Here is an 18,431-nt window from a genome sequence, read left to right as displayed (position 1 = left end):
GCTCCTGTATGCATTCAAGTTTGATAACATAAAATATGTGGCTTGATGGCATGATTTCAAAGTTAAATATCGTTAATCATTTTTGTTAGTGTGTTGCCGTGAGTTTGTTTGGTGATGTCCTAAAATGGTGGGCATGTCAGCACAATGATAAGCAAACAATAAGCAAATTTACGTTAATCAATCAGAGTAGTGGTCATCGTGTTAGTTCCATTTTTATTAACAAAGGTTAATTTGATCCGTTGAAGCCATTACTCGTATTGATTGTTTAATGTTATTATTCGCAGCAATTATTTGATGTAAGAGAGTCGTAATCGTGTCGCAGTTAACCCCATGGCAGCATTATCAGCAAGACCTTACCCGAGATGATTTTTCACATGATGCCGCACAAGAACAAGCGGTTAAGTCACTACAACGAGTCTATGATGAATTAATTGTCGCGGCTAAACCTGCATCTAGCGTGAGTAAATTATTTAGCGCAATAGGAATCAAGTCGACACCTACACCAGTAAAAGGTTTGTATTTATGGGGTGGCGTTGGCCGAGGTAAAACCTATCTGATGGACACCTTTTTTGATGCATTGCCAACAGATCGAAAATTACGTGCTCATTTCCACCGCTTTATGCACCAAATTCATAATGACTTAGGTGAACTCAAAGGTGTGCAAGATCCTCTGCTTACTATTGCAAAAAAGATGGCTTCGCAATATCAAATTATCTGTTTCGATGAGTTTTTTGTGTCGGATATCACCGATGCCATGCTGCTAGGAACGTTATTTCAAGCATTATTTAAAGAAGGGGTTGCCCTCGTCGCTACCTCAAATATCATTCCTGATGAATTATACAAAAATGGCTTACAACGGGTGCGCTTTTTACCTGCCATAGCCTTGATTAACCAACACTGTGAAATCTTAAATGTTGATTCTGGAATTGATTACCGTCTGCGTACTTTAGAGCAGGCAGAGATTTATCATTATCCACTCGATGAACAAGCTGACATCAATTTATTACATTACTTTGACCAGTTGGCGCCGGAATCTGAAAAACTTACTGCTCCTATAGACGTTGATGGACGTGCAATTCGAATTCGTCAGCAGTCGCAAGGGGTGCTGTTAATCAACTTCCGCGATTTATGTGATGGGCCTCGCTCACAGCGTGACTATATGGAAATGGCTTGCCTCTATCATACTGTGCTGGTGAGTGGTTTAGAGCAAATGGGCTCACAGCAAACGGGTGATGATATTGCCAGACGCTTCTTGGCTATGGTTGATGAATTCTACGAAAGAAATGTCAAATTGATTATTTCAGCCCAAGTCGAATTGGAACATATTTATACCGATGGCCAGTTAAATTTTGAATTCAGACGCTGTCGTTCAAGGCTGATTGAAATGCAATCAAGAGAGTATCTGGCGCTGGAACATTTGCCTTAAACTTGTAAACGATACTTTTTGAAAAGTCGGGCATTTTTTGATCATCGCTCATTGAGTGATTTATTTGAAATATTATCAAAAAGCAGGTGATCTTTGCTGTGGCTTTGCGTATAATCTGCGACCTGCCCGCGTTAATCCGCCAATTTGGGCGGAAGTTGTAAGCCAATATTCATGTTCGAAGGGGCAAGAATCGGTAATTTTGTGTTGATTGCAACCTGCAGTCGGCATGTGAGACAGAAAATTAACTTTGGGTTTTTGTAATAATGAAGACTTTTACTGCTACACCAGAAACTGTAACTCGTGACTGGTTTGTTGTTGACGCTGAAGGCAAAACTTTAGGCCGTATCGCAACTGAAATCGCAACTCGCTTACGTGGCAAGCATAAGCCAGAATACACTCCACACGTTGACACTGGTGATTATATCATCGTTATCAATGCTGAAAAAGTGACTGTAACTGGTAATAAAGCTGCTGGTAAGATCTACTACTCTCATTCAGGCTTCATTGGTGGCATTAAGCAAATCAGCTTTGAGAAGCTTCAAGCTCATAAGCCTGAAATGATCATCGAGAAAGCAGTTAAGGGTATGTTACCAAAAGGTCCTTTGGGCCGTGCCATGTTCCGTAAGCTTAAAGTTTACGCTGGCACAGAACATAACCACGCTGCACAACAACCACAAGTTCTTGATATCTAAACGGGAGGAGTAAGCAAATGTCTGCAACTCAGTACTACGGCACTGGCCGTCGCAAAACATCTACAGCTCGCGTTTTCGCTAAAGCAGGTAGTGGCAATATCGTTGTAAACCAACGTCCTTTGGATGTATATTTTGGTCGTGAAACTGCTCGTATGGTTGTTCGTCAACCATTAGAATTAGTTGAAATGACTGATAAATTAGACATCTATGTAACTGTAAAGGGCGGTGGTACTACTGGCCAAGCTGGTGCAATTCGTCACGGTATTACCCGTGCATTATTGCAACTAGATGAAGCTTTACGTCCTACTCTACGTAGCGCTGGTTTTGTTACCCGTGATGCACGTAAAGTTGAACGTAAGAAAGTTGGTCTACGTAAAGCACGTCGTAAGCCACAGTTCTCTAAGCGTTAATTCGTTTTTTGGATTCAAAAAACCCAGCATTTGCTGGGTTTTTTATTGCCTAAAATTTATCGTGTAAAATGTGCTTTGTGTGTTAATGAGGTTGTATAGCATCAATGTGAATAGGCCAGAAACATCGGCTGAAAGGTACATAACCTGAACTTGAGATAACAAACGCCTCGCAAGCAGCCCTTTGTCTTGCTAACTGCGTTATTCTTTACACAAGCAGGTTTGCAATAGGTCAGCTATTGGCGCGTCAATTCGTCTTGTTAGTAAGATAAATAACAAGTTTGATAGTGGTTAATGACTAAACTTTGATCTTTATAATTATATTCTCACCTCTTAACACTAGTTGAGGTTACATAATTAATGGAATTGGTATCAGTTAAAAAGAGGCTAAAACATGAATTTACCATTGTTAATGACCGCATTTGGCTTAGTTTTAATTATTGAAGGGCTTGGTCCGTTACTTTTTCCTAACAAGTGGCAAAAATATTTATTAGAGCTTTCTACACAAAAGCAAAATGTTCTCAGACGCTTAGGTGGATGTTTAGTTACTGCAGGAATTGTTTTATTGATTATTTTTCAATAAAACACTTGCCTATAACCCCCTAAAATCTGTTAAAATTCTATTTTATACCACAAGACGTTGCAGCTAATAATGGGCAAAAATGTAGTCGTACTCGGCACTCAATGGGGTGACGAAGGCAAAGGTAAGATTGTCGACCTTTTAACAGAACAGGCAAAATACGTAGTTCGTTACCAAGGCGGCCATAATGCCGGTCATACTTTGGTAATTGATGGTGAAAAAACCGTTCTTCATCTTATTCCGTCAGGCATTTTACGTGATAACGTAAAATGTATTATCGGTAATGGTGTGGTTGTTGCTCCTGATGCGTTGATGAAAGAAATCAACATGCTAAAAGGACGCGGCGTACCTGTCGAAGAGCGTTTATTAATTTCTGAAGCATGTCCGCTTATCCTTCCATTCCATTGTGCATTGGATATTGCTCGCGAGAAAGCTCGCGGTAATCAAGCCATTGGTACAACGGGTCGTGGTATTGGTCCTGCATATGAAGACAAAGTATCTCGTCGCGGTTTACGCATCGGTGATTTGTTTAATGCAGAACTTTTTGCGACTAAGTTACAAGAAGTGATGAAATATCATAACTTCATGCTAACTGAGTACTACAAAGTTGAAGCCGTTGATTATCAGCAAACACTTGATGATGCATTAGCGATTGCTGATTATCTAAAAAGCATGTGTACTGATGTTAGTGAAATGCTTGATGTTGCGCGTAAAGCGGGTGAGCCAATTTTGTTTGAAGGCGCTCAAGGCACATTATTGGATATCGACCACGGTACTTATCCATTTGTGACTTCATCAAACACGACAGCTGGTGGTGTTGCGACTGGTTCAGGTTTTGGTCCTCGTCATTTAGACTATGTTTTAGGCATCATGAAAGCTTATACGACTCGCGTCGGTGCTGGTCCATTCCCAACAGAATTAGCCAATGAAATTGGTGATTATATTGGTGAGAAAGGCCAAGAGTTTGGTGCAACAACTGGTCGTAAGCGTCGTCCTGGTTGGTTGGATGCTGTGGCAATGCGCCGCGCAGTTCAAATCAACAGCGTTAGTGGTTTTTGTTTAACTAAATTAGACGTTTTAGACGGCCTAAAAGAAGTTAAAATTTGTGTTGGCTATCAATATGCTGATGGAACAGTTTCAAAGGTTACGCCTTTGGCTGCAGAAGGATATGATTTAGTTACCCCAATATATGAAACCATGCCTGGTTGGAGTGAAACCACTTTTGGTGCCACAACAATCGAGCAATTGCCTCCAGCGGCAATAAATTATATCAAGCGTCTCGAAGAGTTATTAGAAACGCCTATTGATATTATCTCTACTGGGCCGGACAGAAATGAAACCATGATTCTGGTTAATCCGTTCAAGTAAACTAAACAGGCCGCGATAAGCGGCCTTTTTAATGGGCGCAATTAACGGTAGTAACAGTTTCTATTCAAGAAATACGCTATACTGCCGATGGATAAGTCATGAAAGTGTCATCGAGAATCCTTATGTTGCGTATCTGTTTATTATTGTTGAGTGTGGTTTCGATCAATGTATTTGCGGTGACAGAAGCCGTCGATATCTATAGCGATCAACAATTGATTTCGCTCATCCGCTCAAATCAATATTTACAACGCGTAAAAGCAGACGACTGTCAGCTGGTTCAAGACATTGAAGCCCGTGCAGAAGTATTACAGCAACCCATGTATCAGTTTTTATGGGGCGAAATGCTTAATAACGGTGTTTGTGTCAAGGCTCATCCTTCTCGCGGCATGGCGCTACTGCAAACCTCAGCTGAACAAGGTAGTGCTGAAGCGATGGTAAAATTGGCAGATTATTATTATCGCGGTAAACTAGTGATTAAAGATCCCAATCGTGCAGTGCAATACGTGTTGCCTGCTGCAGCGAACGGTGATTTAACCGCAAGAATGACACTGGTTCGTTTATTTGGTGAAGGCTATGGAAGTCCTGCCGATTATGAACTTGGCTATCATTGGTTATATAACAGTATATTTGATGACGACGCCCAACAGAAAAAGGCCTCGTCTTTATTGCAGATGCTCGCTGCAAAAATGCCCGCCAGTATTGTGGCCAGGGCACAGCAGCCTCAGCTGTACAAACGTTAAAGGCTCCAAAATATGGAGCGAATTATTTGGAAATTGAATGATCAACGATCCTCATTTTGAGAGAGAACAAGACAAGTACGACAATCCTATTCCTAGCCGTGAGTATATTTTAGAATACTTGCGCGCCCAAAAGTCTCCTGTTACCCGCGATAAAATAGCTGAAGCATTATCTATTACAGATGAAGTGCCATTAGAGGCCCTACGTCGTCGTTTACGTGCAATGGAACGTGATGGCCAGCTAGTTTTTACCCGCGGTCAAAGTTATGGCTTACCTGAACGAATGGATTTATTGTCTGGTACCGTTTTAGGCCATCGCGATGGATTCGGCTTTTTTAAGCCAGATGAAGGCGGTGATGACTTATTTATTAATAATCGCGACATGCTGATGTATTTCCATGGCGATAAAGTGCTTGCTCAAAAAGCGGGTACCGATCGTCGTGGTCGTCGCGAAGCACGAATAGTCCGCTTAGTTCATGAGCGAACGGCTGCATTAGTTGGCCGTTATCATGTCGATGGCGGCATGGGTTTTGTGATTGCTGACGACAGACGCATCACCCAAGAAATATTAATCGCCAGCGAAGATACACTAGGCGCGCGTGCTGGTGATGTTGTTGTGGTTGAGTTAACTCGTCGCCCTGGTCGTTTTGTTAAAGCGGCAGCGAAAGTGACCGAAGTCTTAGGTAAGACAATGGCACCGGGTATGGAAATTGAAATTGCATTACGTAATTATGATTTACCACATACTTGGTCAGCGATTATTGAGAAAAAACTCAAACGTATTCCTGACGAAGTTACCGAAGAAGATAAATTAGGTCGCGTAGATTTACGTCATTTACCGTTAGTCACTATTGATGGCGAAGATGCCCGTGATTTTGATGACGCGGTGTATGCTGAGGCAAAACCAAGTGGTGGCTGGCGTTTATGGGTAGCAATTGCTGATGTGAGTCATTATGTACGCACTGATTCTGCCTTAGATACTGAAGCGCGCTCACGTGGTAACTCGGTATATTTCCCATCGCAAGTTATCCCAATGTTGCCTGAGAAAATATCTAATGGTTTATGTTCATTAAAGCCAAAAGTCGATCGTTTATGTATGGTCGCTGAAATGACCATTTCTGCAGCGGGTAAGTTATCGGGTACTAAGTTCTACCCTGCGGTAATGCACTCTCATGCACGTTTTACCTATACCCAAGTTGCCGACATGCTAGAAGGTGGCGCAATTGCTCCTGAGCATGAAGCACTATTCCCACATTTGTTGTGTTTGCAGTCGTTATATCTGATCTTAGATGAGCGCCGAGCAGAGCGTGGGGCAATTGCTTTTGAAACATTAGAAACCCAGTTCATTTTTAATGAGCAACGTAAAATTGATAAAATTGTCCCAAGAGGCCGCAATCAAGCACATAAAATCATTGAAGAATGTATGATTTTAGCCAATGTGGCGTCGGCGAAATTTGTTAAAAAACACAAAGGTGAAGTGCTATATCGTGTTCACGAAGCACCATCAGAGCAAAAACTGGCTAATTTTAAAGAGTTTCTTGCTGAGCGCGGTTTAAGCATGGATGGCGGATTAGAACCGACTCCGACTGACTATCAAAATCTGATGTTAAAAATTGCTGACCGTCCTGACTTTGAGTTAATTCAGGTGATGTTATTGCGCTCAATGCGCCAGGCCGTTTACAGCCCAGACAACGAAGGTCACTTTGGTTTGGCATTAGAAGCTTATTCGCATTTTACGTCGCCAATTCGTCGTTATCCTGATTTAGTTTTACATCGAGTGATCAAATATTTACTCGCTAAAGAGCTGGGTAATGCCAACGATAAATGGACTCAAGATGGTGGTTATCTCTATCAGATTGAAGAGTTAGATGCATTAGGTGAAGAATGTTCTACCACTGAGCGTCGTGCAGACGAAGCAACCCGTGATGTGAGTGATTGGTTGAAATGTGAATATATGCAAGATCACGTCGGCGACACCTTCGACGCGGTCATTGCCTCAGTCACTAGCTTTGGTTTATTTGTCAGATTAAACGAATTATTTATTGATGGGCTAGTACATATTTCAAGTCTTGCCAGTGACTATTATCAATTCGATCCAATGCGTCAGCGGTTAATTGGTGAAAATTCTCGCCAAGTATATCAAGTCGGCGATCCTGTGACGGTTAAAGTTGCGGCGGTGAATCTTGATGATCGTCAAATTGATTTATTGATGGTAGGTGACAACACTAAAGGTGCGGGTAAAACGGCGCGTAAAGGTAGCAAGCCTACAACCGCACGCCAGCGAGTCAATGCAGAAGGTGCTAAGTCAGCACGAGGTAAGTCATCTGTAAAGTCTGATAAACCTAAGTCTGACAAACCAAAGTCTGATAAGCCTAAAGCCAGCAAGCGTCGTTCAAGCGGAAAAGCTTCATCTCCAGCGGCAAAACCAGCGGCGGTAAAAAAACCTTCTGCAGTTGCACAAAAATCGGATGCAGCAAAACCAGATTCTAGCGTTAAGAAAAACCCTGCCAAGCGCAGCAAGAGAAAGTAATTAAATGAAAAAACAAGATACCATTTTTGGCATTCACGCCGTTCAAGCTTTGTTAGATAACAGCCCTGAACGTGTCATTGAACTTTGGCTATTACAAGGCCGTGATGACGAACGCTTAACCCCGTTAATTAATCTAGCGTCAACCTTTGGTACAACACTACAACGTGCAGCACGTAAAGTGTTAGATGATAAAGCGGGTAGCTCACAACACCAAGGTATTGTGGCTCGCGTTAAGGCTGTTAAGCCGTTGACTGAAAAAGATTTAGATGAGTTACTTGATAAAACAGCAGTGCCTTTTTTATTGATTTTAGACGGTGTAACTGACCCACATAATCTTGGTGCATGTTTGCGTAATGCTGATGCGGCTGGGGTGCATGCGGTTATCGTACCAAAAGATAACTCAGTAGGGTTAACTTCAACCGTAAGCAAAGTTGCTTGTGGCGCAGCAGAAACCATACCGTTATTCCAAGTGACTAACCTTGCTCGTACCATGCGTCACTTGCAAGATAAAGGTGTTTGGATTGTAGGTACTGCAGGCGAAGCCGAAGGTAATGTATACCAAGCAGACCTTAAAGGGCCGCTAGCCATTGCTATGGGCGCAGAAGATAAAGGTTTGCGTCGTTTATCGCGCGAAGGTTGTGATTCACTCGTATCAATTCCAATGTCTGGAAGTGTGTCTAGTCTCAACGTGTCTGTTGCCACTGGTGTTTGCTTATTTGAAGCGGTTAGACAGCGTTTAGGTTAATCAGCCATAGATTAGCTTTGTTGCTAGCTGTATAACAAAATAATACGATCAAAAAACGGCGATATTAATCGCCGTTTTTTATTATCTAAAGCTCAAGATATTGAGTGTTTTACAAACTGCTTTAACCTTTTTATTAATTCAAAGCGGCTAATGCGTTCAGTTTAAATAAGTGCACTTTATATATATGCAGCTTAGATAATCAATTAACGTCTACCGATCTCATTATCGACATCTTCGTCATCCAATTCTTCATGCCCCAAACTGTCATCGTTTACTACGCTAGCATAAGCAGTATTATAACCTGCTTGCTCATCGGCATCTTCAAGCTCATCGTCGGTTGGATCTGGCACGCTATCAAATGCATCCTCGGAAGGATTGATCATTTGCTCGTTGACCATTTCAATATCCACACGTGGATCGAATGATGCTGCTAACGGTGAGCTGACTAAATCACCACCGGCCATAATGTAATCTCCAGTGGCTGTTTGCTCGGCTTTTTGGCGCAAATTAATCCACAGTAGTCTTACTAATAAGGTAAACGAACAGATTGCCATAAATCCATATAGCATTTGGTCACCCAAGACCTGCATTAAACCAGAAGCGACTAAGGGGCCAATACTTGCTCCAATACCAAAGGTCACTAATATGGTAGCCGACAGTCCTACTCGTTCGTGTTGATCTACCCGCGAGTTCGCTAAGGCCGTTGCTAATGGGTATAAGGTGAACGCCAAAATACCAAATAAACTGGTTAATATTAATGAATACACAGAGTGGAATGGAACGACCGTAATAATTAATACGATAACGCCCAATAATGTGCAGTTAATGCGAATTAATAAGCTGCGAGAAATAATGTCAGATAATTTACCCATTGGCCATTGAGCTAACAGCCCAGCAAAAATGGTACAAGACATGTAGAGTGCAACATGTTCAGGGTCAATGCCTTTGGCTGTGGCATAAGATGGCGCTAAACCATAAAAACAACCAACAATCATGCTTCCTAACGCTATTGTCGTTAAGGCTTGAGGTGCGCGTTTCCAATACAGACCCATTTGTAATGGCGCCGGAGTCAACGGTTCTGGGTGAATTCTGCGAGTGATTGAAATAGGCACAATGCATAATGCAAAGCATATGGCGATTAACAGCAGTGGTTCTATGCCTAAATCGGGATATAAGCTAATGGCTCCCTGGCCAGCCATTAACCCTAAGTAAGATACAATCATGTAACTAGCAAACACGGTGCCACGTTGACTATTTTCGGCTTGCTCATTGAGCCAGCTTTCTAACACCATATATTGGCACATCATTCCCATACCAACGGCAAGGCGCAATACTAACCATATGGTTAAGTTGTCGATTAAGGCGTGACCCAGTGCAGATGCTGTGACGATGCCAGCACAAGCAACAAAAGCTCGAATATGGCCCACTTGAGCGATAAGTTTATGGCCAACTTTGGAACCGCACACAAGACCAATATAGTAGGCAGACATCATGCCACCAATCCATATTTGTGGCACTTGCATAGTAGTTAGGCTTAAGCCCAAGTAGGTTGTTAGTAAACCTGCTGCAAGTACCATTAAAAAGGTGGTGCTATATAAGGATGCAAAACTGCGTAGCGGGCTGTCCATAACTGCGCCTTTATTGGTTCAGTAGGGCTACGTTAGCCCTACTGATTGATTGTCTTGTTACGCTTCATTTGCGATCAATAATTATTGAAACGTGTACAACAAGTTGAATGTGGTGACGGTATCGGTGTTTTTACTTTCATCAGGAACCACTTCAGTGTACTTGATGTTCATACCGATTTTAAATGCCCAATCTTGAATAAATGTATTTTTATAACTCATATCAAGAGTTAACGTGTTGTTATCTAAACCTGTTTCAGCTGTTACGTCGGCATTGAAGCTAGTGTACTCTTGCAGTTTTACCGTATATTTAGCCGCTGAACGTAAAATTACATCACGGTTTTCATCAGGATTTGGCTCTGCAATACTGGCTTGCGGTTGGTCATAACGATAACCTGGGCCAGCTTCAAGACTCAATTTGGTTTTATAGTTTTTAATTAGGTCAAAACCATAACCAGTAGAAATAGTTGAAATTCGGGTATAAGAACCAAACTCGTTCCAGGTAAATTCACCACGACCAAACACATAACCACGCTCTAATTTATAGTTAGACTGTAAAAACAATTCGTACTTTTCCGCAGTAGACTCAGTTCCATCAGCAGCATAATAAGCCTTTAATGTCGCTTCTTGTTTGGTACTCGGCGAGTCGTAAGTTAAATAAGTACGGCCGTTGAAGTTTTTAGTTTCGTTGTTACCGCTGTTTAACTGTAAACCGGCTTCAACTTCAGCATTAAAACTACTAGGCGGTTCTTGATAATCCGGTGGTACTAATGCCCATGCCGGAGCAGACAATAAAAAGAGGCAGCATGTTGTGACTATGTTTTTCATGGTTATCATTAGAGTGTTTTATTCTTGACGGCGTAAACGCGGTATTTTGGACTGCCGCCATCATACCTGTATTCAAGATTGCTGAAAAGAGTGAGTTAGTGCTTGAGTTTATTGCGCGCTTTATGTATCATCGCGCGCTCAAATCAGTCACTTTAATTCGTTCCTTGCCTCCACATTGGTCTGACTGAGCCAGAAAAGAGGCTACTTAACCGTAAGGAGCAATAAATGCGTCATTATGAAATCGTATTTATGGTTCACCCAGATCAAAGTGAACAAGTCCCAGGTATGATTGAGCGTTACACCGGTGTTATCACCGCTGCTAATGGTACAGTCCACCGTTTAGAAGATTGGGGCCGTCGTCAATTGGCTTACCCGATCCAAGACCTACATAAAGCTCACTATGTTCTTTTGAACGTAGAAGCATCTGCAGAGTCTATCGAAGAACTAGAAACAGCTTTCCGTTTCAACGACGCTGTTCTGCGTAACATGGTAATGCGCACTAAAGCTGCCGTTACTGAAGCTTCTCCTATGGCAAAAGCAAGAGACGAGCGTGATTCACGTCGTTCACCTTCTGATGACCGTAATGTAGAAGAAAGCGCTGAAGAAAACGCTGAATAATTTTTTGTGAATAATCACTTAATGTTGTCTGGAACGATAACTCGTTCAAGGCGATTAGATAGTCCTAGCGGTATAGCCCATGTGGTTATAACGGTAGAACATAAATCACAACGACAAGAAGTAGAAATGTTGAGAAACGTCTACTGTTTGATTCAAGTGGTATTAAGTGGTCCGCGCTTTGATAGCGTTGCAAATAAATTACAAGCAGGTGTGCAAGTTGATGTTGAAGGGTTTCTTTCACTACAACAAGGGCGAAATGGACAAAACCGTTTAGTCTTGCATGCTGAAAATGTCGAATTGAAAACTTAGGAGACTGTCAAAATGGCACGTTATTTCCGTCGTCGCAAGTTCTGCCGCTTCACCTCTGAAGGTGTTGTCGAGATTGATTACAAAGATATCGTTACTTTAAAGAACTACATCACTGAAAGCGGCAAGATTGTTCCTAGCCGTATCACTGGTACCAGTGCTAGATATCAACGCCAACTAGCTCGCGCTATCAAGCGTGCTCGTTATCTTTCTCTACTGCCATATACTGATTTACATCAGTAATATTGCAGTATTAATTATTCCTAACAGAATATTGAGGATTTGATAATGAACGTTATTTTGCTAGATAAAGTTGCAAACTTAGGTAGCTTAGGCGACCAAGTTTCTGTTAAAGCTGGTTATGCTCGTAACTTCCTTTTACCTTATGGTAAAGCAGTTGTAGCAAACGCAGCAAACACTGAAGTATTTGAAGCTCGTCGTGCTGAATTAGAAGCTAAATTAGCTGCTGAATTAGCTACTGCGACAGCTCGTGCTGATAAATTAACTGCATTAGAAGCTGTTGTTATTGCTTCTAAAGCAGGTGATGAAGGTAAATTATTCGGATCAATTGGCAACCGTGATATCGCTGATGCAGTTACTGCAGCTGGCGTAGCACTTGCTAAATCTGAAGTTCGTTTACCTTTAGGTGCTTTACGCACTACTGGTAGCTTCGAAATTGAAGTTCAAGTACACGCTGAAGTTAAAGCTGTAGTTAAGATTGCTATTGTAGCAGAAGCTTAATTACTGTTTAGCTCCATAAAAACACCGCCTCAGGGCGGTGTTTTTTTTATGTCTGCAATTTAATCCCTATCTTTATTAACACGATATGTTTTAAGCCGTGCAGCTAATCGTTTGGGATCTTTCAATGCCAGAGAATATTCCAGTGAACCTCTATTTGATGGCCACTGGAATATTGTTTACTAGAGTTAGTTTGGCTCTTTTTCAGCCGCTGCTTTAGGGGTTACTACTGCAGCCGCTTTAGTAGGAACTTTCGTTGCAATTTCTGCCGTTGCTTCAGGTGTTACCACAACTGCCGTTTTAGCTGGTACTTTAGTTACAGCTTCAGGCACTACCACAACTGCTGCTTTGGCTGGTATTTCCTCGGGCGTTGCTTCAGGTGCGACAACCGTTACTGCTTCAGTCGTCGCTTTGGCCGGAACTTCAGTCGCAACCTTAATTGCAACATCGGGCGCTACTCCAATTACCGCTTTGGCTGGTGTCTCAGTTGCCACTTCTGGGGCGACAACCGTTATTGCTTCCGTCGTCGCTTTGACAGGAACTTCAGTCGCAACCTCAATTACAATATCGGGCGCTACTTCAATTACCGCTTTGGCTGGTGCCTCAGTTACCACTTCTGGGGCGACAACTGTTACTGCCTCAGTCGTTGCTTCGGTAGGAATTTCAGTCGCTACCTCAATTGCAACATCGGGCGCTACTTCAATTACCGCTTTGGCTTGTGCCTCAGTTACCACTTCAGGTGCGACTACTGTTACTGCCTCAGTCGTTGCTTTGGTAGGAATTTCAGTTACAGCTTCAGTTGCTACCTTTGCTTCTCCTTTAGTCTTGCTCACTAAGGTTAACTCTTTTATCAAATTATCAGCGTGATCAACTTTATCCATCATCCACAAAATGTAGCGAATATCGACATGTACGGCACGGGTAATCGTCGGGTTAAAAAACCAATCTTTAGTGATAGCTTCGTAAGTTGAGTCGAAGTTAAGACCAACTAACTCACCTTTACCATTTAATACCGGTGAACCTGAGTTACCACCAGTAGTGTCAGCACTTGATAAAAAGTTAACCGGTACAGAGTTAAAATCGGCCGGTTTGTCTAAACAAGACATAAATTGACAACTGCTTTGCTGCTTATATACCGATGTAACGCGATGTTTACCTAAGTCATCAGCTTTAATCGCCGTCAACAGTTTCGCTGGAGCATTGTAAGGTGCTTCGCCAGTATTTTTGGCTAGGATGCCTGCTAAGCGAGTAAATGGTTGCTTGTATAATGCGTCTTTAGATTGATAGCCATCAACCATGCCGTAAGTAATACGTAATGTGCGGTTAGCATCAGGGTATACAGGCCAGTTATTTGATTTGTAATAATCAATAATCGCCTTCATATATTCAGGACGAACAGATGACAATTTACCTGCAAGTAGCTTTTCGCTCTTTTCCAATGCCATGTTAGTGTCATGAATAGCCACCGCTAAACGAATAAACGGGTCATCACTAACTTCAAAGTCTTCAGCTCTTTTACTCATCCACGCCAGACGTTTAGCTTGGTCGGTGAGTTCTGTTAATGCATACAAACCTTCCACTTTTGATTCTAGCTGTTCAAAATTGTCTGAGCTGCTTAAGGCATTATCAAACACTTCAGTTTTTAACGGTTGTCTTACATAGGCTTGTAAGTCTTGTAGCCATAAAATTTTATCGACCACGGGATCGAAGCTGCTATCGATACGTTTAAGTGCCGCTTTAAACATTTTCATATCGCGAAGCTGAAACCCTGACTCACGTTGGTCATTAGGTTTCTTTCTTTCTTTAGCTAAACGGTACAGTTTGCTGGCAGCCTGAAGCATTTCGCTTGATTGAGCATTTTTAAAGAAATAATTGGTTTGCATCTGCTGATGTTTTTCAGCAAGTAGTGCTTCAAGATCGCTGATGAGATTTTGGTTCGCGCCAGGATCTTTTTTAAGCCAAGCGAGAAAGTCATTTTCGCGTTGTTGTTTAATACCGACAATATCAGTAGCGTTAAAGCCATCTAATAAGCCATTCAGTTTTTTCATCCGGTTAGCCATGGAAGCCATCGTGCCGGCATATTTAAGTGCGATATCTTTATCTACATCGCCCATCAAGGTAATAGTATCAATTTGCAACTGGTAGCGTTTTGCGTAGGTTGGATATATCCAATCACTGGCAAACTGTAACTCGCTGGTTAAGTTGTAACGGCTGGTAGATCCAGGGTAACCAGCCACAAAAATACCATCGCCAGCTTTTACACCGTCTGCGTTTACTTTTAAGTAGCTTTTAGGCTGATATGGCACATTGCCTTTTTTAAACGTTGCAGGCTTACCGTCTTTACCCACATAGGCGCGTAAAAAGGTAAAATCGCCTGAATGACGAGGGTATTCATAATTGTCGATATCGCCGCCAAAGCCGCCAACACTTTTGGGCGGTGCATACACTAAGCGTACATCTCGAATGATTAACTGTTTAGTTAAATAATATTCTAAGCCGTGGTGAAAACTGTTAACTGAGCAACGGTAGTTGTCATCTGATTCGCAAACTTTAATTAATGCTTTTTTATTTGCTTGGATATCTTCAAAGCGTACCAAAGGTTCGGTGCTTAAGTTAGCCATAACGCTATCGGTCACGTTGGTAACTTCTTGGGTAATGTATAAGCGTTCGTTTGGCCCTGCAGAAGGTTCTTCCGCTTGGGTGTTTGCTAAAAAGCCATCAGCGAGGTAATTATGTTCTTTTTTGCTGTTATATTGTATGCCGCGATAAGCACAATGATGGTTTGTGACAACTAGGCCTTGGGGGGATACAAAACTGGCGGTACAATACCCCAAACTGACGACAGCATTCATTGGGTACTGTCCTAAATCGGCCAGTTGTGATGCGGGAATATCAATACCACGTTGCAGGAGTTTGTCGGCAATGGATGGCATTTGATACGGCTGCCATTGGCCTTCATCGGCAAAGGCTAAACCAGATGTCAGCACAAGTGCTGCAACGAATGCGGTACGCATGTATTTTCCTTAAATAATTATTTTATGTCCGTTAAACGGAGCTGTTATTCTAGTTGGTAATGACGGCAAATTAAGCTAGACCACGGTGTTATACCATATTTTATAAAGTCGTTGGAAATTGGGAGTGTTAATGTCACAGCAAGGTGCTTTTAAAGCAAGAAACAGGCAAAAAGATGTAGAAGTTAATGCATTAAAGTTGCCGCCACATTCGATTGAAGCAGAACAATCCGTTTTAGGTGGATTGATGCTAGATGCTGAAGCGTGGGATCGTGTTTCTGAAGCGGTTGTGCCAGAAGATTTTTATTCTCGTTCTCATCGAATGATTTTCACGGCTATGCAACGTTTAATGGAATCGGGCCAACCGCTGGATTTAATTACCGTATCCGAACAGCTCGAAATTGAAGATCAATTAGACGATGCCGGCGGCTTTGCTTACTTAGGCGAAATTGCCAAAAATACCCCTAGTGCCGGTAATATTTTATCTTACGCAGACATTGTGCGAGAACGTGCCGTAGTACGTGACATGATTGCCGTTGCCCACGAAATTGCTGATGCGGGTTATAACCCAGAAGGCCGTGATTCAAGTGCATTATTAGATTTGGCTGAAACCAAAGTCTTTAAAATCGCAGAAATGCGTACCAATGCTAATGAAGGCCCGGAAAACATTAAAAGCATTCTTGAAAAAACCGTTGATAGGATTGAGCAACTTTATAACAATCCTCATAACGGTGTTACAGGTGTTTCAAGTGGTTTTAATGATTTAGATAAAATGACCGCAGGCTTTCAGTCTGGCGACTTAATTATTGTTGCCGCGCGTCCTTCTATGGGGAAAACCACCTTCGCGATGAACTTGTGTGAACAAGCCGCCATGAATGAAGACAAGCCAGTGCTTATTTTCAGTCTCGAGATGCCGTCAGAACAGATTATGATGCGTATGTTGGCCTCACTTGGCCGAGTAGACCAAACCAAAATTCGTACTGGTCAGCTAGACGATGAAGATTGGGCGCGTGTGTCTTCAACCATGGGTATTATGCTTGAACAAGGTAAAATGTACATCGATGATGGCTCAGGGTTAACCCCAACCGAAGTGCGTAGTCGTGCCAGACGTATTGCGCGTGAGCATGGCGGGTTATCAATGATCATGATCGATTATCTGCAATTAATGCAAGTGCCGTCGTTAAAAGATAATCGTACCTTAGAAATTTCAGAAATCTCTCGTTCATTAAAAGCCTTAGCCAAAGAATTAGAAGTACCTGTTATTGCACTGTCACAGCTTAACCGCTCGCTAGAGCAGCGAGCCGATAAACGCCCAATTAACTCTGACTTGCGTGAATCGGGTGCGATTGAGCAGGATGCCGATTTGATTATGTTCATTTATCGCGACGAAGTGTATAACGACAGCTCTGAAGATAAAGGCACCGCAGAAATCATCATTGGTAAACAGCGTAACGGACCTATTGGACGTATTCGCTTGGTATTCCAAGGTCAATTCTCTCGCTTTGATAATTATGCTGGGCCGCAATTTGAAGAAGATTAATCATTGATTAGATTGTATTTGTGTTTTTAGTATCGTTATTTATGATATTAGCTTATCTCTGTTAGTGAGGTCGCATTTATGGCACTAAACCTCCTAACAGACAGTAAGACGCGCCATGTTTTTTATTGTTTAATTAAGGCAATCTATTGAAACCTTTTCCTCGTGCAGAAATCAGTCGTTACGCATTGCAAAGTAACTTGGCACAACTGCGCCTTATTGCGCCCAATAGTAAAATTATGGCAGTGGTTAAAGCCAATGGTTATGGCCATGGATTATTAAATGTTGCTGAATGTGTTGGCTTATTAAATTATGTAGAAAGCGTCTGCAAGTATCATGGCGGCGCAGATGGTTTTGGATTAGCAAGGCTTGAAGAAGCGTTGCAACTCAGAGAAGGCGGTGTAAAAGGTAAGCTTTTATTATTAGAAGGTTTCTTCCGTCAGTCTGATTTACCCACACTGGTTAGCCACAATATTGATACTGTGGTTCATCATGAATCGCAATTGCAAATGCTTGAAACTATCGCGCTAGATAAGCCTGTCACCGTATGGATAAAAATTGATACTGGTATGCATCGTATTGGCTTTAGTCTTGAACAATTCAACAGTATTTATCAGCGCTTGCTGGCTTGTCCGCAAGTGGCTAAACCGATTCATTTAATGACCCACTTTGCATGCGCCGACGAACCCGATAATCCTCTCACTCAAACGCAAATGAATGCCTTTGAGCAACAGGTTAGCGGCTTAGAAGGCGATCGCACCTTAGCAAATTCTGCAGGTACCTTATTTTGGCCAACAAGCCAAGCCGACTGGGTAAGACCCGGCATTGCGCTTTATGGTGTATCTCCAGTTGTGGGTGATCGAGGCGTTAATCATCGATTAATTCCAGCGATGGAGTTAGTCTCCAATTTAATCGCGGTGCGCGAGCATAAAGCCGGTGATAGTGTCGGTTATGGTGCATCTTGGACCGCTAAAAAAGACACTCGTTTAGGGGTTGTTGCCATTGGTTATGGTGATGGTTACCCACGTAATGCGCCAGAAGGTACACCGGTGTGGATTAACGGCCGCAGAGTACCGATAGTCGGTCGAGTGTCTATGGACATGTTAACCGTAGATTTAGGTGCTGATGCACAAGATAACGTCGGCGATAGCGTTCAACTGTGGGGCAAAGCACTTGCAGTAGAAGAAGTGGCCGAGCACATTGGCACCATAGCTTATGAGTTAGTCACTAAGCTTACGCCGCGCGTGGTAGTTGAATTGCTCGATTGAGCATGAGATTGATAT

The 18,431-nt window shown here is 42.3% G+C and carries 16 protein-coding genes and 1 pseudogene; 14 read left to right on the top strand and 3 right to left on the bottom strand.

Translation table 11 applies throughout. The annotated features are described in order from the left end of the window. Nucleotides 1-313 precede the first annotated feature (313 nt). The 8 genes from zapE to rlmB all read left to right on the top strand — a co-directional run bounded on the left by zapE (nt 314) and on the right by rlmB (nt 8,485). Complete coding sequence (gene zapE / locus SFRI_RS17335; protein WP_011638798.1) at nt 314-1,426, top strand: cell division protein ZapE; 1,113 nt, start codon at nt 314-316, stop codon at nt 1,424-1,426. Nucleotides 1,427-1,689: 263 nt separating this feature from the next. Then, the gene (gene rplM / locus SFRI_RS17330) at nt 1,690-2,118 is read left to right on the top strand and encodes a 50S ribosomal protein L13 (RefSeq protein ID WP_011638797.1); all 429 of its coding nucleotides are present in this window, start codon (nt 1,690-1,692) and stop codon (nt 2,116-2,118) included. A 17-nt stretch (nt 2,119-2,135) separates the two neighbouring features. Then, complete coding sequence (gene rpsI, locus SFRI_RS17325; protein WP_011494965.1) at nt 2,136-2,528, top strand: 30S ribosomal protein S9; 393 nt, start codon at nt 2,136-2,138, stop codon at nt 2,526-2,528. 391 nt (nt 2,529-2,919) lie between these two features. After that, nucleotides 2,920-3,108 carry a DUF2065 domain-containing protein gene (locus SFRI_RS17320; protein WP_011638796.1) on the top strand — a complete coding sequence of 63 codons (189 nt, stop codon included), beginning with the start codon at nt 2,920-2,922 and terminating at the stop codon, nt 3,106-3,108. A gap of 69 nt (nt 3,109-3,177) precedes the next feature. Further along, nucleotides 3,178-4,473, top strand: a complete 1,296-nt coding sequence (locus SFRI_RS17315) for an adenylosuccinate synthase (protein ID WP_011638795.1) — start codon at nt 3,178-3,180, stop codon at nt 4,471-4,473. Nucleotides 4,474-4,595: 122 nt separating this feature from the next. Continuing rightward, nucleotides 4,596-5,213, top strand: a complete 618-nt coding sequence (locus SFRI_RS17310; protein WP_041413726.1) for a tetratricopeptide repeat protein — start codon at nt 4,596-4,598, stop codon at nt 5,211-5,213. 37 nt (nt 5,214-5,250) lie between these two features. After that, nucleotides 5,251-7,740, top strand: a complete 2,490-nt coding sequence (gene rnr / locus SFRI_RS17305; protein WP_011638793.1) for a ribonuclease R — start codon at nt 5,251-5,253, stop codon at nt 7,738-7,740. Between the two features lie 4 nt (nt 7,741-7,744). Continuing rightward, the gene (gene rlmB / locus SFRI_RS17300) at nt 7,745-8,485 is read left to right on the top strand and encodes a 23S rRNA (guanosine(2251)-2'-O)-methyltransferase RlmB (protein ID WP_011638792.1); all 741 of its coding nucleotides are present in this window, start codon (nt 7,745-7,747) and stop codon (nt 8,483-8,485) included. A 203-nt stretch (nt 8,486-8,688) separates the two neighbouring features. On the opposite strand, the gene SFRI_RS17295 is transcribed toward rlmB, so the two are convergent. Then, a complete protein-coding gene (locus SFRI_RS17295; protein WP_011638791.1) occupies nt 8,689-10,113 on the bottom strand; it encodes an MFS transporter in 1,425 nt (474 codons plus the stop codon). 81 nt (nt 10,114-10,194) lie between these two features. After that, a complete protein-coding gene (locus SFRI_RS17290) occupies nt 10,195-10,947 on the bottom strand; it encodes a DUF481 domain-containing protein (RefSeq protein ID WP_011638790.1) in 753 nt (250 codons plus the stop codon). 216 nt (nt 10,948-11,163) lie between these two features. On the opposite strand from SFRI_RS17290, the gene rpsF reads away from it, so the two are divergent. Genes rpsF through rplI form a run of 4 tightly spaced genes read left to right on the top strand, consistent with a single transcriptional unit; the run spans nt 11,164 to nt 12,603 of the window. Next, nucleotides 11,164-11,556 (top strand): 30S ribosomal protein S6, encoded by a 393-nt coding sequence (gene rpsF, locus SFRI_RS17285; RefSeq protein ID WP_011638789.1) that lies wholly within the window; start codon nt 11,164-11,166, stop codon nt 11,554-11,556. Between the two features lie 21 nt (nt 11,557-11,577). Beyond that, nucleotides 11,578-11,865 (top strand): primosomal replication protein N, encoded by a 288-nt coding sequence (priB, locus tag SFRI_RS17280; protein WP_011638788.1) that lies wholly within the window; start codon nt 11,578-11,580, stop codon nt 11,863-11,865. 12 nt (nt 11,866-11,877) lie between these two features. Next, nucleotides 11,878-12,105 carry a 30S ribosomal protein S18 gene (gene rpsR / locus SFRI_RS17275; protein ID WP_011638787.1) on the top strand — a complete coding sequence of 76 codons (228 nt, stop codon included), beginning with the start codon at nt 11,878-11,880 and terminating at the stop codon, nt 12,103-12,105. Between the two features lie 45 nt (nt 12,106-12,150). Further along, entirely contained in the window at nt 12,151-12,603 is a 453-nt protein-coding gene (gene rplI / locus SFRI_RS17270) for a 50S ribosomal protein L9 (protein ID WP_011638786.1), read from the top strand. An 821-nt stretch (nt 12,604-13,424) separates the two neighbouring features. Here the strand turns inward: rplI and SFRI_RS17265 are convergent. Then, nucleotides 13,425-15,614: pseudogene (locus SFRI_RS17265) on the bottom strand (S46 family peptidase); the annotation flags it as partial. Between the two features lie 130 nt (nt 15,615-15,744). On the opposite strand from SFRI_RS17265, the gene dnaB reads away from it, so the two are divergent. Both dnaB and alr read left to right on the top strand, forming a co-directional pair. Beyond that, nucleotides 15,745-17,151, top strand: coding sequence for a replicative DNA helicase (gene dnaB / locus SFRI_RS17260; RefSeq protein ID WP_011638784.1), 1,407 nt, complete (start codon nt 15,745-15,747; stop codon nt 17,149-17,151). A gap of 146 nt (nt 17,152-17,297) precedes the next feature. Beyond that, a complete protein-coding gene (gene alr / locus SFRI_RS17255) occupies nt 17,298-18,416 on the top strand; it encodes an alanine racemase (RefSeq protein ID WP_011638783.1) in 1,119 nt (372 codons plus the stop codon). The last annotated feature ends 15 nt before the right edge of the window (nt 18,417-18,431 follow it).

This window comes from Shewanella frigidimarina NCIMB 400, assembly GCF_000014705.1.
Lineage (GTDB): Bacteria > Pseudomonadota > Gammaproteobacteria > Enterobacterales > Shewanellaceae > Shewanella > Shewanella frigidimarina.
This window is presented reverse-complemented; position numbering and strand designations above follow the sequence as displayed.

What these genes read in the sequence shown, in the direction of transcription:
- priB (WP_011638788.1), top strand. Translation starts at nt 11,578, where the DNA reads ATGTTGTCTGGAACGATAACTCGTTCAAGGCGATTAGATAGTCCTAGC.
- rnr (WP_011638793.1), top strand. Translation starts at nt 5,251, where the DNA reads ATGATCAACGATCCTCATTTTGAGAGAGAACAAGACAAGTACGACAAT.
- rlmB (WP_011638792.1), top strand. Translation starts at nt 7,745, where the DNA reads ATGAAAAAACAAGATACCATTTTTGGCATTCACGCCGTTCAAGCTTTG.
- SFRI_RS17320 (WP_011638796.1), top strand. Translation starts at nt 2,920, where the DNA reads ATGAATTTACCATTGTTAATGACCGCATTTGGCTTAGTTTTAATTATT.
- SFRI_RS17315 (WP_011638795.1), top strand. Translation starts at nt 3,178, where the DNA reads ATGGGCAAAAATGTAGTCGTACTCGGCACTCAATGGGGTGACGAAGGC.
- SFRI_RS17290 (WP_011638790.1), bottom strand. Translation starts at nt 10,947, where the DNA reads ATGATAACCATGAAAAACATAGTCACAACATGCTGCCTCTTTTTATTG.
- rpsR (WP_011638787.1), top strand. Translation starts at nt 11,878, where the DNA reads ATGGCACGTTATTTCCGTCGTCGCAAGTTCTGCCGCTTCACCTCTGAA.
- dnaB (WP_011638784.1), top strand. Translation starts at nt 15,745, where the DNA reads ATGTCACAGCAAGGTGCTTTTAAAGCAAGAAACAGGCAAAAAGATGTA.
- rpsI (WP_011494965.1), top strand. Translation starts at nt 2,136, where the DNA reads ATGTCTGCAACTCAGTACTACGGCACTGGCCGTCGCAAAACATCTACA.
- SFRI_RS17295 (WP_011638791.1), bottom strand. Translation starts at nt 10,113, where the DNA reads ATGGACAGCCCGCTACGCAGTTTTGCATCCTTATATAGCACCACCTTT.
- rplI (WP_011638786.1), top strand. Translation starts at nt 12,151, where the DNA reads ATGAACGTTATTTTGCTAGATAAAGTTGCAAACTTAGGTAGCTTAGGC.
- rpsF (WP_011638789.1), top strand. Translation starts at nt 11,164, where the DNA reads ATGCGTCATTATGAAATCGTATTTATGGTTCACCCAGATCAAAGTGAA.
- rplM (WP_011638797.1), top strand. Translation starts at nt 1,690, where the DNA reads ATGAAGACTTTTACTGCTACACCAGAAACTGTAACTCGTGACTGGTTT.
- SFRI_RS17310 (WP_041413726.1), top strand. Translation starts at nt 4,596, where the DNA reads ATGTTGCGTATCTGTTTATTATTGTTGAGTGTGGTTTCGATCAATGTA.